The 13,559-nt window shown below is 61.0% G+C and carries 7 protein-coding genes and 2 tRNA genes; 5 read left to right on the forward strand and 4 right to left on the reverse strand.

Features of this window, described 5'->3' with window-relative positions; all coding sequences use genetic code 11:
• The first annotated feature begins 816 nt into the window (after positions 1-816).
• Positions 817-3,375 carry a hybrid sensor histidine kinase/response regulator gene (locus Q0K07_RS11535; protein ID WP_294559368.1) on the forward strand — a complete coding sequence of 853 codons (2,559 nt, stop codon included), beginning with the start codon at positions 817-819 and terminating at the stop codon, positions 3,373-3,375.
• Positions 3,376-3,842: 467 nt separating this feature from the next.
• A complete protein-coding gene (locus Q0K07_RS11540) occupies positions 3,843-4,967 on the forward strand; it encodes a GNAT family N-acetyltransferase (protein WP_294559369.1) in 1,125 nt (374 codons plus the stop codon).
• Between the two features lie 1,628 nt (positions 4,968-6,595).
• Here the strand turns inward: Q0K07_RS11540 and qrcD are convergent.
• Genes qrcD through qrcA form a run of 4 tightly spaced genes read right to left on the reverse strand, consistent with a single transcriptional unit; the run spans position 6,596 to position 11,369 of the window.
• Positions 6,596-7,843: a menaquinone reductase integral membrane subunit QrcD gene (gene qrcD, locus Q0K07_RS11545; protein ID WP_294559371.1), complete on the reverse strand. Its 1,248-nt coding sequence runs from the start codon at positions 7,841-7,843 to the stop codon at positions 6,596-6,598.
• A 3-nt stretch (positions 7,844-7,846) separates the two neighbouring features.
• Positions 7,847-8,632, reverse strand: a complete 786-nt coding sequence (gene qrcC / locus Q0K07_RS11550; protein WP_294559373.1) for a menaquinone reductase iron-sulfur cluster-binding subunit QrcC — start codon at positions 8,630-8,632, stop codon at positions 7,847-7,849.
• A gap of 10 nt (positions 8,633-8,642) precedes the next feature.
• Positions 8,643-10,715 (reverse strand): menaquinone reductase molybdopterin-binding-like subunit QrcB, encoded by a 2,073-nt coding sequence (gene qrcB, locus Q0K07_RS11555; RefSeq protein WP_294559376.1) that lies wholly within the window; start codon positions 10,713-10,715, stop codon positions 8,643-8,645.
• Between the two features lie 18 nt (positions 10,716-10,733).
• Complete coding sequence (gene qrcA / locus Q0K07_RS11560) at positions 10,734-11,369, reverse strand: menaquinone reductase multiheme cytochrome c subunit QrcA (RefSeq protein ID WP_294559377.1); 636 nt, start codon at positions 11,367-11,369, stop codon at positions 10,734-10,736.
• A gap of 572 nt (positions 11,370-11,941) precedes the next feature.
• Between qrcA and Q0K07_RS11565 the strand changes: the two genes are divergently transcribed.
• From Q0K07_RS11565 to Q0K07_RS11575, 3 genes are all read left to right on the forward strand, one after another.
• Positions 11,942-12,577 carry a heavy metal-binding domain-containing protein gene (locus Q0K07_RS11565; RefSeq protein WP_294559379.1) on the forward strand — a complete coding sequence of 212 codons (636 nt, stop codon included), beginning with the start codon at positions 11,942-11,944 and terminating at the stop codon, positions 12,575-12,577.
• Positions 12,578-12,820: 243 nt separating this feature from the next.
• Positions 12,821-12,908: transfer RNA gene (locus Q0K07_RS11570), tRNA-Ser, on the forward strand.
• Positions 12,909-13,359: 451 nt separating this feature from the next.
• Positions 13,360-13,442 (forward strand) — tRNA-Ser (locus tag Q0K07_RS11575).
• Positions 13,443-13,559: the final 117 nt, after the last annotated feature.

Genomic DNA, 13,559 nt, shown 5'->3' on the forward strand with positions numbered 1-13,559 from the left:
GCACGCCCGCAGGCAACGGGGCTTTGCTGTCCCGGCATGTTCCTGCGCTTTCCCTCCTGCGCCCCCTCCAGCCACCGGTCCCCTCTGCGGGGCTTTTTTTGTCCCTTCTGCGGGGCGCTCCCCGGTGGCGGCAGGCCCGGGCGCTTTCCTTTCTTCTCCTTTTCTTCTTTCTCCTTGCTCCGGTCTCTTTTCCCCGCCATGCTCCCCCTCCGGCGCTTCCCTTGGAAGAAGGCCCGCCCCAGCGGGAGGAGCGCCCGGCTTTTGAACGCAGGGTGCGCCCGATATGCCATCTTTATTTATTGATTCCGGCATGTTGTATGCAGCAGCACCTTGCCTCTTTTCCGGCGTGGCACGCCCGCAGGCAACGGGGCTTTGCTGTCCCGGCATGTTCCTGCGCTTTCCCTCCTGCGCCCCCTCCAGCCACCGATCCCCTCTGCGGGGCTTTTTTTGTCCCTTCTGCGGGGCGCTCCCCGGTGGCGGCAGGCCCCGGCGCTTTCCTTTTTTCTTCTTCCCCCCTTTTTTCTTCTTTCCCCGGCCATGCTCCCCCCTCCGGCGCTTCCCTTGGAAGAAGGCGTGCCCCGGTCCGCCCGGCGGAAAGGGGTCTGTACTCATGCAGAAACGCCCCGTTCCTCTTCGTGCCCCCCTGTCACAGAAGCGCCGCGCGCGGCAAATCCCATTGATTTTACGGGTGAACTCTGCGACACTGGAAGAGGTGAAAAAAAAGCCTCCGCATGTGCCGCAGCTTTATTGCGGCAAGGGTACGCTTTGTGAGCACCGGCAATAACGTATTGATATTGCCGCCAATATGGGGGAAGGATGAAAGACGTTTACAGCAACCTTTCGTACCTGGTGAGAAAAACAAGGTTCAGCATTTCCATTTTCATGGTCATGCTGCTTTTTTCTCTGGTCGGGTACCAGATCATGAAAATCAATCTTTTGAAAAATGCACAGAATCTGGGAGATAATTTATCGCGTACCTATTCGCTGGAGCAGCAGAGCAACCTTGACTTCTATTCCGTGCTGGTGGCCTTCGGCATGAACGTGGTGGACAGCAGTTCCGGGCGGGAAGAGGTCACGGAAAAAATGATGCACTTCTTCAACCATGTGCAGAGCCTGCTGGGAGAAGGCACGGTGGACCCCTACCTTGTCATGGACGGTTACATCGTGGCGCTGAACCCCTGGGAGGGGGATGACAGCTACGATTTCAGCAATGCCGGATGGTATCAGCAGGCGGCGGAAAACCCCGGAAAGGTGATTTTCACCGACACCTACACCGATGCCATCTCTCAGAAGCCGGTGATCACCATTGCCGGGAAATGCGCTTCCGGCGGGGTGCTGGCCTTTGATATCTTTCCGGAAAATTTCCGTTTTTCCAACATCATGCTCGACGGTTCCCACAAGAGTTCCTTTTTCCTGTGCGACAAGCAGGGAACGCTGCTCTTTGCGCAGACAAGCAGCCAGCAGAGCTACGAAAACCTTGCCCTCTATGTGAAGGACCTGTTCCGGCGCATCAAGCTGGGCGAACTCGGCGCGTATTCCGCCAGCATCGTGGATATGGAAGGGGAACGCCGGGGCGTGTATTATTATGAAATGACCAACGGCTGGATTTCCATCCTCACCATTCCCTTCAGCGTCATTTTAAAGGATCTCAATTCCTTCAGCAGCCTGTTCTATGCGCTGGTGTTTCTGCTGCTCATCGGCATGGCCCTGCTCACATGGCGGAACATCAGCGGTCAGCGCAAGTTCGAGCATACCAGCGAGGCCGTGCAGGTGCTGGGCAACAGCTACGATGCCGTGTACCGCATCGACCACACGCAGGAGCGCTATGAAATCATACGGGAGGCCGACTTCATACGGACGCATCTTGCGCCTGTGGGCCCCTATGCGGATCTCATGCGCGTGATATGCGACAATCTGGAAACCGAATACCTCAAGAGCTATCTGGACAGCTTTTCCATTTCCAACATCCGCGATCTGGTCAGGCACCATGTCCGCAACTTCGGCGGCGACTTCCGCCAGCGCTTCGGCGACACCGGCCGCTGGATGAACATCCGCGTGCTTTTCGACGAGGCCGTCAACAGCCGTGAAGTCATTCTCTGCTTCCGGGAAATAGACAGGGAAAAGCAGAAGCAGCTTGAGGAACACACCCTGCTCGTGAACTCCCTGAACAGGGCCGTGCGCAGCGACAAGGCCAAGCAGGTGTTCTTCAGCAACATGTCGCACGAAATGCGCACGCCCCTGAACGCCATCATCAATCTGGCAGGCATTGCCCGGCGTTCCGTGCAGAATCCCCAGCGGGTGACGCAGTACCTGGAAAAAATCGAAAATTCCAGCCGTCACCTCATTCAGCTCGTCAACGACATTCTGGAAATTTCCCGGCTGAGTCAGGGAAAGATAGAACTGAACAACCAGCGCATGGACATACGTTCCTGCATGGAGGAATGCTTCAGCCCCTTTAAAATTCAGGCGGAAAACGAGGGCAAGGCCTTTCTTGTGGAATGGAACATCACACATTCGCTCATCATGGGCGACCCTGTGCGCATCACCCAGATCATGAACAACCTGCTCTCCAATGCGCTCAAGTTCACCGATGAGGGGGATTCCGTGTCCGTGGAAATCTCCCAGGTCAGCCAGAACGAATATGTGCAGTACAAAATCGTGGTTTCCGATACCGGCAGGGGCATGTCGGAAGAATACCTGAACAAGATATTCGAGCCGTATTCCCGCGAAAACCAGACCTTCTCCCGCCGTGTGAGCGGCACGGGCCTCGGCATGCCCATTGTGAAGAGCATTGTGGAACTTCTGAACGGCAGTATCATGGTTTCCAGCCGGCTGGGGCAGGGCACCACCTTCACCGTCATCCTGCCCTTCCCCATGGTGCGCGAGGAGGAACCTGCCCCGGCTCCGGCCGGAGAGGAGAAGAGCGAGGATGCGGGCTTCCTTGCCGGAAAGCGCCTCCTGCTTGTGGAAGACAATGAAATCAATATGGAAGTGGCCGAGGAAATCCTGACCATGAGCGGTCTTCGCGTGGAAAAGGCCTGGAACGGCCGTCAGGCGCTGGAAGCCTTTGAGAAGTCGGAACCGTTCTATTTCGACGCCATTCTCATGGATATGCAGATGCCCGAAATGAACGGCTGTGAATCGTGCAGCCGCATCCGCGCCCTGCCGCGCCCCGACGCCGCCCTGGTGCCCGTCATTGCCGTTACGGCCAACGCCTTTGCCGAAGATGTGGCCGAAACCGCCCGGGCGGGCATGAGCGCCCATGTTTCCAAGCCCATCGACTTTGAAGCACTGGGCAGACTTCTGGAAAAGTTCATTGCCGAATACCACGAACGGCGGCCGCAGACGGAGAATAGCGGCAGGCCCGACGCATGATCGGCCATCCGTCTTTCGCCGTGGGCCGGGCGGTTCACGGCGGGGGGATTCCGGCCTGTATATCTGAGGAAGAGTGCCCACGGCGCAGGGGCTTCAGGGTACGGTTCCGGAAAATCTGGTTCCGGAAGGTCTGCGGAGGGGGCAGAAGGCCTGATAACGGTTCCGCAGGGCCTGAGGGATGGTCCCGAAAGGCTGCGGGAGATCAGGGAAGGGCGGCGAGGCCTGCGGGCGGCAAGGGTTCCGCAAGGTCGCGTATCGCCTGCGAAAGGGGCGTTGCCGGCAGCCCTCCGGGGCGCTCCGGATGTGGGAGCGCATGGGGAAACAGGGCCGTTGCGGAGTCCTGAGGACGGGTGCGGAAAACCGGGCTTTGCACGGTCCTTTCAGAAAAACGGCGGGTGCGGCCTGCCCGCTTTCTGGGCGCCGTTTCCGGGCATGGTCAACAGCGGCAGGGCCGCAAAGGAAGGAATATGTCGTTCTGTGTCCGTAAGGCGGTGGTGGAAGACGCGCAGGCCGTGGGCCTTGTGCACGAACAGGCCTGGCGGGAAACCTATACGCGCCTGCTTCCCCCCTGGATGTTTGCGGCAAGGAGCGCGGAAAAGAGCGCGGCCATGTTCCGCCGTCAGGGCTGCCGCGATATGCTCGTTGCCGAGGCCGAAGAGGGCGTTGTGGGCTTCTGCGGCTTCGGCCGTTCGAGGGATGAGGGGGTTCCGGCCTCCACTGGGGAAGTGTACGGCCTGTATGTGCTGAAACGCCATCAGCGCAGGGGCATGGGCAAGGCGCTCATGGCAGGGGCGCTTGCCGCCCTTGCGGCGCAGGGCTTTACCGCCGCGTTTCTGTGGGTGCTGGAGAAAAACCACAATGCGCGGCGCTTTTATGAGAAAAACGGCTTTTCCCCCAGCGGGGAAGTCAAGTATATTCCCGGGGAACAGATACGGGAAATCAGGTATGTAAGGCCCCTTGAGGCCGGAGGCCGCCGTGCGGAAGGGGAAGCTGCCCGGAGCGCGGGCGCAGACTGCGGCGCGGCGCAGGCCCGCTCAGTTCCGTGCGGACAGAAGGACAGGGAAAACTCCGCAGGCCTGACCGTATCCGTGCGGCAGGAAAGGCCGGAAGATCATGAACAGGTGTATGCCCTTGTGCGGGAAGCCTTTGCCGGCGCAGAGCACAGCGACGGCACGGAACAGGACCTGGTGGAGGCCCTGCGCCGGGGGCGGGCCTTTGTGCCGGAACTTTCTCTTGTGGCGGAAGCAGGCGGCCAATGCGCCGGGCATATCCTGTTCACCCGCGCCCGTGTGGGAGAGGCGGAGGCCCTGGTGCTGGCCCCTCTGGCCGTACTGCCGCGCTTTCAGCGGCAGGGCGTGGGGAGCGCGCTGGTGCGGGCAGGGCTTGCTCTGGCGCAGGAGCGCGGCTTTTCCTGCGTGCTCGTGCTGGGGAGTGAAGCGTATTATTCCCGCTTCGGCTTTGTGCCTGCCTCGCGCTTCGGCATAGCAACCCCCGGGGGCCTGCCCGAGGCTCATTTCATGGCCCTGCGCCTGAAGGATGCCCCCCTGTGCGGCCGCGTCCTCTTTGCCGAAGAGTTCGGCATAGAGGGCTGACGGGGCCTTTTTTCTCTGCGGGGGCGGCTGTGCGGACTTTTTCGGGCTGAGGGGCTTTTCCCGCATTACCCCGGGGCATGGTTCTCCCTTCCCCGGTATTTCTGCAGGAGCCGTGTGGTCAGCAAAGGCGTTTCCGCCTCCGGCCGCGCGCCATACAGCGGCGGAACATCCGTGTTATACCTTCCATGCGGGGCGGGAGGCATTTTCGGGGTGTTTTTCAATGGGTACGGCCTGCCTCAGCGCCTTTTTCCTCTTACGGGAACCCCTCGCTCCCGGGCAGAGAAAAAGCCCTCCCAAAGGGGCTTTTTCATGGCCCTGCGCCTGAAGGATGACCCCCTGTGCGGCCGCGTCCTCTTTGCCGAAGAGTTCGGCAGAGAGGGCTGACGGGCCTTTTTCCTCTGCGGGGGCACCTGTGTGGGCGTTTCCGGTGAGGGGCGTTTTTCCTCTCTGGAAGGGCCTCAGCATCGTTTTTTCAGGCGCGCGTTCTGCCTCCATGGGGCTTTTCCCTTTGGGGAAGGGGCACGCCTTTTGCCCAGGCTTTCCGGTCTGCGCGGATTTTCCCACCGCTTGCCTGCATTCCCCGTTTCCGCGCCTGTTCCCGATGTTTTTTGTTTGTGCGGGGCAGGGGGGGGCTGCCTTCCACGGTTTGCGCTGTGCGGGGGGACTTTTCAGCCCTGCGGGGAACGGTATGCGGATGTTTGAGAGAGTTTTTTCCTCTGCGGGGGCGGATGTGCGGGCTTTTTCGGGCTGAGGGGCTTTTCCCGCATTACCCCGGGGCATGGTTCTCCCTTCCCCGGTATTTCTGCCGGAGCCGTGTGGTCAGCAAAGGCGCTTCCGCCTCCGGCTGCGCGCCATACAGCGGCGGAGCATCCGTGTTATACCGCCCATGCGGAGAGCAGGGCGTTTTTGGGGCGTTTTTCCGCGGGTACGGCCTGCCTCAGCGCCTTTTTCCTCTTACGGGAACCCCTCCGCTCCCGGGCAGAGAAAAAGCCCTCCCAGTGACCTTTTCATGGCCCTGCGCCTGAGGAGGCTCCCCTGTGCGGCCGCGTCCTCTTTGCCGAAGCGTTCGGCAGAGAGGGCTGACGGGCCTTTTTCCTCTGCGGGGGCACCTGTGTGGGCGTTTCCGGTGAGGGGCGTTTTTCCTCTCTGGAAGGGCCTCAGCATCGTTTTTTCAGGCGCGCGTTCTGCCTCCATGGGGCTTTTCCCTTTGGGGAAGGGGCACGCCTTTTGCCCAGGCTTTCCGGTCTGCGCGGATTTTCCCACCGCTTGCCTGCATTCCCCGTTTCCGCGCCTGTTCCCGATGTTTTTTGTTTGTGCGGGGCAGGGGGGGGCTGCCTTCCACGGTTTGCGCTGTGCGGGGGGACTTTTCAGCCCTGCGGGGAACGGTATGCGGATGTTTGAGAGAGTTTTTTCCTCTGCGGGGGCGGATGTGCGGGCTTTTTCGGGCTGAGGGGCTTTTCCCGCATTACCCCGGGGCATGGTTCTCCCTTTCCCGACCTTTTCTGCCGTTGTCTGCCGGGACTGGGTTCTTTCTTCCCGGTTTTTCTGAAGGGAGCGTATTCTTTGGCGCATTAAACAAAAAAAGGGCGGTCTTCGGAGGAAGACCGCCCGGCAGAGGAAAAATCCTCTTACTTCTTATTCAGTTCCGCTTCCTGCGGGAACATGGGCGTGTAGCGGTAGGCCAGAGAAAGGACCATGGCCGCATAGGAGAACACGAGGAAGCAGCTTGCCCATTCCGCCCAGTTAGGCGCGTAGGAGTACCAGGCGTCGAAAGGCATGACGGGCTGAGCCAGGCCCTGAACGGTGAGCACATAGCGGTTGATGGTGATGCTTGCGCAGGTGGCGAACAGCATGAGGTAGAAGATCCACGGCTTTTCGCGCAGAGGCTTGATGAGCAGCACGATCATGGGAATGATGATGAGCGCATGTTCCAGCCAGAACAGCCACTTGCCGTAAATCCAGCCGTTGAACATCTGATCGAAGGTCAGGCCCTGCGAATTGAGCAGGTCGGTGGCCCAGTACCAGCTGTCCAGGCACTTGAACACGGTGTACACGATGAGCATGGTGCCGCCCACCTTGCCCATGAGCTGCTTCACGTTCCAGCTCACCAGCTTGCGGCCGGACATCTTTTCCATGAGCGTGCACACGAGCACGGTGAACATGGGGCCGGAGGCCACGGCGGAAAGCACGAAGAGGAAGAACGTCCAGGGCCAGATGAAGAAGCCTTCGCGGAACAGGTAGGGGCGGCCGAAGAGCACGCCGTACATGCCGCCCAGGGAGCCCTGGTGGAAGGTGGAGAGGAACGCGCCTATGCCCGCGAAGATGGGCATGTACACATGGAAGTTGTGGGCCAGCGCATGGATGAAGGGCTTCTTCATGAGCTGACGGTTCTCCAGCACCAGCGGCACGAACTCAAGAATGAGCACGATGCAGTAGCAGGTGATGCAGAAGATAACTTCCGTGAGCATGGAATGCACGTTGGGGTACCAGTAGCCGAACCAGCAGCGGATGGGCTGACCGATATCCAGCACCAGAATCATCATGGCGCCGGTGTAGCAGAGAAAGCCGATCACCGCGGCGAGGTTCACGATGTTCTTGAGCTCGTCGATGTTGAGGATGTAGCGCAGCGCACCCGTGAAGAACGCGCCGGCGCCCAGGGCGATGACGGCAAGGTCGAAGGTGATCCAGAGGCCGAAGCCGAAGTAGTCGTCCATGCCGGTTTCACCCAGGCCGAAGCCCAGGATGCGCACGGCGGCGTAAAGCCCCCAGAGGAAGACCACGCCGAGGATGGCCATCCATCCCGTGAATTTGGTCAGAGAGCAGCGCTCGCACCCTTCCGGGAAGAGCTCCGCGTCAACAGGTTTGCTGTAATCCATAACCTACCCCTGCTTTCTGGCTTCGCCGGTCTTTTCGTGTTCGAGATAGTTGTCGCCTTCGCGGCGCACCCATTCGCGCTTGCTGAGATAGTACACCTGAGGCTCGGTGCCCAGGCGTTCCAGCAGACGGAAGGCATAGGGGCTCTTGATGAGCTCATGGACCTTGTGGGCCGGGTTGTTCAGGTCGCCGAAGGTGATGGCCCCGTTGGGGCAGGCTTCCGTGCAGGCGGTGATGTACGCGCCGTCGGGCAGATTCATGGGATCCTGTCCGTTGGCAACGGCCTTTTCCTGCGCCTTCATGAAGCGGTGATGGCAGAAGGAGCATTTTTCCACCACGCCGCGCATGCGCGTGGAAACGTCGGGCGTGAGGGCCTGGGCCAGATCGCCGGGCCACTTCGGGTCGTACCAGTTGAAGTAACGGGCATGGTAAGGACACGAGGCCATGCAGTACCGGCAGCCGATGCAGCGGGGCGGTATCTGGCTGACGATGCCGCCTTCCTCGCGCTTGTCGGTGGCCACCACGGGGCACACCGCCACGCAGGAAGGCTTGCCGCACTGCATGCAGGGCCGGGGCAGATAGGCCACTTCATGATCGGGGAAGGGCTTGTGGTTGGAAAGGCGGAACACCGTGAGCCAGTTGAGGGAACGCAGCTTGTTGCTTCCGTCCACGGCAGGGGCGACGTTGTTTTCCGCCTGGCAGGCCACCATGCACGCGCCGCAGCCCGTGCACTTGTCGATATCAATGACCATGCCCCACTTTATCTTGAATTCTTTGACTTCAGAAGACATCAGAACCCCCCTATGCCCTTGCGGCCTTTACGCCCGCAAGGCCCCAGACCGGCAGCCCGGTGCCGGGTTCTCTGCAAACGCTGGTCAGCGCCAGAACATTCGCGCCCTTGCCCTTGCTGAACTCGTCGAACGCCGTATGGCCGAGTCCGGCCGCCAGAGAGACGGTATCGGGCAGGATGCCTTCAAAAATGGCGGCAACCACAGTGATTTCCACATTGTTTCCGGCGACCAGCCTGACAAGGTCCCCGGCTTTTACCTTCAGTTTCGCAGCGGTTGCGCCGTTCATCTGCGCCACGCTGTATCTGCCCTTGAGCTGATAGTCGGTGACCACCTTGGTGGCAAAGGGCGGAATGGCCGTCTGCGCCGTGCCCATGCCGAGCACCACCACAGGGGCGACCTGAAGATCGCCTTCGGCTCCCGGAGCGGAGGCCGCAAGGCGTATGGCTTCCCAGTTGTAGAACAGCGGGGAGGCGGGCAGGTCGAAGCCGGCCACATGCACCTTTCCTTCCTCCATCATGGAACGGAAGGGAGCGCCCAGGGCGTAGGCATGCTTGTAGAGAAGTTCGGGCATGTCCTTCACGCCGAGTTCCAGACCCAGTTCCTGCGCGAGGGCAATGAACAGTTCGCCCGCGCCGCGCGCGTTTTCAAAGGGTTTGGCCACAGGGCGGGCCAGCGCGTAGGTCACGCGGCCGGAACCGTAGGGCGTCTGCACGTCGTCGAAGGCTTCCATGCCGAGGGCGGCGGGAAGCACCAGATCGCACTGGGCGCACGTTTCACTCATGAAGCTCGCCACGGCCACGGTGAAGCCCGCTTTGGCCAGCGTTTCCTTCATGCCCGCGTCGGCAGGCAGGGAGTACACGGGGTTTGCCGCATACACGAGAAGGAAGGCGGGAGCCTTGGTCTTGCCCGCGGCCACGGACTGCGTGTAGTCCACAAAGCGCTTGGCGATGGTGGCGCGGTATTCGGTGGCATGGTCCACCACAGAAACAGGGAAGGGCATGTCCAGCATGCCGCCCTGCCTGTTCACGCTGCCGAGCAGCATGTTCAGGGCCACGGCCGCCATGACGGGGCCGGCAGAGCCGCCGGAACCTAAGGCGGAACCAGCGATGACCAGCGGGCGCCTGGCTTCGACGAGCATTTTCGCCGCGGCTTCAAGGCGCGCGGAAGGCACGCCGGTGATGGCGGAAACCTTTTCGGGCGTGTAGGCTTCGACAAAGGCGGCAAAGTTGCCGAGACCGGCGGCAAAGCCCTTTTTCCCCGCCTTGATGAGCAGGTGGGCGATGCCCAGCATGAGCGCCATGTCAGTGCCGTTCTTCATGGGCAGCCACAGGTCGGCGCCTGCGGCGGTGTTGTTCTGCACCGCTCCGGCGTAGAGGAACTTCTGCGTGGCTTCTCCGCCCACGGGATGCGTGCGGTTGAAGAGGCTGCGGTTTGCGGCCACCACGCCCCAGCTTTCCAGCACGGGAGCGCCCACGGCAAGAATGCAGTCACTGCCTTCCATGTCGTAGCCGAGGCGTCCCTGTCCGCCCATGGCCTCCCAGGCCAGAGCGGCGGGCTGTTCGTCGCCGGGCATGAAGTAGAAGTCGGAAGAACCCTTCTGATTGAGCATCGAGGAGAGCACTTCGTTGATGCTGGAGGTGGGATCGCCCGACACGGCGGCCACGGAGGAACCCGCAGCCTGCATCTTTTCCTTGAGCAGGCGTTCGGCCTCGGCCCAGGTGATGGCGATGTACGCGCCGTCGGAAGAACGGCGCAGGGGAGTCTTGAGGCGCGCGGGACTCACGCGAAGCTCGGCTTCGGCGGCGGCGAGCGCCGTGATGGCCCCGTGAGTCACGGGATTGTTCCTGTCGCCGATGGTGCGCACGGGCGTGCCCGCCACGGTGCGGACAAGAAAGCCGGTGCCGGAGGGGCAGATTTTACTCACGGTGGGCAGGTATTCACTCGCGCCCTTTTTCAGGCGCGGGATCCAGCCCCAGTTCTGCGTCCAGTACACGGCGTCGTAAAGAGTGTTCCAGATGATGGGAGACGCCACGAGGCCCACGGTCCCGCCGGCGGCAAATTTAAGAAATCCTCGTCTGTCCATGATTTCCTCGCTTTTGCCTTACTTGTGGCAGGTGAAGCAGGCGTTGCTGGCGTTGGTGTTGCCCATGGCCATATGTTCGGCATGGCAGCGTTCGCACCCCCACATCAGCATGGTGTTTTCGGAGTAGCCCGAAAGCCTGTTTTCCCGGTAAACGGGGGGAACGTCCGTTTCGGCCACGTTCAGGTGGCAGCGCGAACAGAACGCGGAAACTTCCGCCGGGCCCTTCAGTTCGGCCAGAGGACCGAAATGCAGAGCATGGCTGAAGAACACGTTGTCGGGCTGCTTCTGGTAGATCAGCCATTCCGACTTGATCTCACGGCCGGTCTGGACGTACTCGCGGACAAAGCGCGCCTCCTCAGGGTCGTTCCCCAGAATCGTCGAATGACATTCGGCGCACTGGGCGGTGGTGGGCGCTCCGCTGAATGTGCCGTCGGCACGCACAAAATGGCACTGCTCACAGGTCATGCCCTGATTCTGTACATGTTCGACGTGGCTGAAGGCGATGGGCTGCCTTTTGGTTTCCTTCATAAGGTTGGGCAGAACCCACCATCCAAGAATAAGGGCCACGACCAGCCCCACGACAAACGCGCCCCAGCCGCAGCAGCATTTTTTCGCCGCATTCGCCGGTGTGGTTGTGTTGTTCCTCTCCTCCATCCCGATGCCTCGTGCTGGTTGAGGTGATAAAAAAGGACAGTGCGCATCTTCCGGCCGGGCCGGAAGGGAGGCATGTCGGAACCGCCTGAAATTCCACGCCATTATGGTGACGGTTCCAGTGAACTTTGTTATATTAGTTTAAATGGAGGCGTCTTGCAACGGTGAAATCGCCTTTCGTTTTACTCCCTGCGCGGGGCGCTTCGGGGAAGCCATGCTGCCAGGAGAAGATATTCCCGGGATAACCATGGAAAATATATGGAGCTTTCCCTCAGAAGAAGAAAAAAATCACGCCGGAGGCAGGAATTTTCCCCCGGAAAAAAAAGCTATGTTATTTTTTTCATTTGTCAAAACGGGGAAGGAGGCCTCCGGCGGAGGGGCACTTTGCGCCTCTTGCCTGAGAGGCGACCCGTTCTTATACTGCTCTTTTGTTCCTTCTGTTTTTTCTCTTGAACGCTCCCGGAGCTTCGCAGACGGACTGCGGGACAAACGTAAAGGCGGGTAACCGTATGCAGCAGGCACAGGATTGCCGCATTTGCGGCAGGAAATTCAGCAAACGGGGCGGCATTCGTCATTTGTGCGCCGAAAGCATCGCCGACTTTGCCCGGTTTGATATCGACGCTCAGGATATGTGCATGTCCTGCGCCATGGACAAGGTAAAGGAACTTTCCCTTGCGCGGGAAGAGCGCCTGGGCGATCTCAAGACTGAACTCGGCCAGTATCAGGAACAGATCCTTAAAGAGATAGAGGTGTTCACCACCCCGCACCCCGAAACCTGGACGAGCGGCGTGAAGGGCGTGGTTTCCGGCTATGCGGTCATCGGCGTGGGCGCCTTCACCGGTATTTCCAACGTGCTTTCCGACTTCTTCGGCGGTGAATCCGAGGAATATCTCAAGAAAATACGCATGGCCGAACAGCGCGCCATCAACGTGGCCAAGATGCAGGCCCTGGAAATGGGGGCCAACGTCATTTCCGGCATACGTCTGGAAGTGAAGAGCGGTTCCGCGGGCATGCTGCTTGTGTCCTGCGTGGGCACGGCCCTGGAACACGGCGTGGTGAACATGCCGGAATTTGCCAGAATGCGCGAACTTGCGGCCGAATACAACACCCTCAAGGGTCAGCGCATGCCCATTGTGGCCGGTACCGCCGAAAGCTATTCCGAACTTTCGCCCGACAAGGACGGCAAGTTCCAGATGCCCGCCTACCTGTAGCGCGGCATGCCTTGACAGCCCCGTTTCTTTGGCCGTATGCTGTCTGGCGCTGTGGCGTGTGCCCTGTGCACACGCGGGCGGCCCGAAGCTCAGGGGCCCCCGGCCAGCCTTCAGGCGGCCGGGCCGCGAGGGGCGCGCAGGCGGAATTCACTTCCGCCGTAAGCAAGCCCCGAGACGTGCAGGCCCTGCGCCCGTACAGTGTGTCCTGAGCTGACGGGCCAAAGCAAACGAACAACCCAATAAGGAAGGATGGCAGAGCGGCTGAATGCGGCGGTCTTGAAAACCGTTGAGGGTCATACCTCCGGGGGTTCAAATCCCTCTCCTTCCGCCACAGAAACGCAAGGCCCCTGCGACAGATTGCCGCAGGGGCTTTTTTTGTGCTCCGGGGGCGGCCGGGCCGCGAGGGGCGCGCAGGCGCGATGCACGCGCGGCACAAGCAAGGCCCGGGACGTGCAAGCCCTGCGCCCGTACAGTGTGTCCTGAGCTGACGGGCCGGAGCAGACGAACAAGCCTGTAAGGTCGGCAGAGCGGCTGCATGCGGCGGCCTTGAAAACCGTTGAGGCCCTCCGGGGGTTCAAATCCCTCTCCCTCCGCCACAGAAACGCAAGGCCCCTGCGACAGATTGCCGCAGGGGCTTTTTTTGTGCTCCGGGGGCGGAGGGCCGCGAGGGGCGCGCAGGCGGAATTCACTTCCGCCGTAAGCAAGCCCCGAGACGTGCAGGCCCGAGTGCCCGTACAGCGTGTCCTGAAAGACGGGCCGGCGCCGACGAACAGCCCTGCAAGGTAAGGTAGGCAGAGCGGCTGGATGCGGCGGGCTTGAAAACCGTTGAGGCCCTCCGGGGGTTCAAATCCCTCTCCTTCCGCCACAGAAACGCAAGGCCCCTGCGACAGATTGCCGCAGGGGCGTTTTTTGTGCTCCGGGGGCGGCCGGGCCGCGAGGGGCGCGCAGGCGCGATGCACGCGCGGCACAAGCAAGGCCCGGG

The organism is uncultured Mailhella sp., assembly GCF_944324615.1.
Classification (GTDB): Bacteria; Desulfobacterota; Desulfovibrionia; order Desulfovibrionales; family Desulfovibrionaceae; genus Mailhella.

Coding starts and splice junctions, on each gene's coding strand:
- qrcD (WP_294559371.1), bottom strand. CDS start 7,843: ATGGATTACAGCAAACCTGTTGACGCGGAGCTCTTCCCGGAAGGGTGC.
- qrcB (WP_294559376.1), bottom strand. CDS start 10,715: ATGGACAGACGAGGATTTCTTAAATTTGCCGCCGGCGGGACCGTGGGC.
- Q0K07_RS11540 (WP_294559369.1), top strand. CDS start 3,843: ATGTCGTTCTGTGTCCGTAAGGCGGTGGTGGAAGACGCGCAGGCCGTG.
- qrcC (WP_294559373.1), bottom strand. CDS start 8,632: ATGTCTTCTGAAGTCAAAGAATTCAAGATAAAGTGGGGCATGGTCATT.
- qrcA (WP_294559377.1), bottom strand. CDS start 11,369: ATGGAGGAGAGGAACAACACAACCACACCGGCGAATGCGGCGAAAAAA.
- Q0K07_RS11535 (WP_294559368.1), top strand. CDS start 817: ATGAAAGACGTTTACAGCAACCTTTCGTACCTGGTGAGAAAAACAAGG.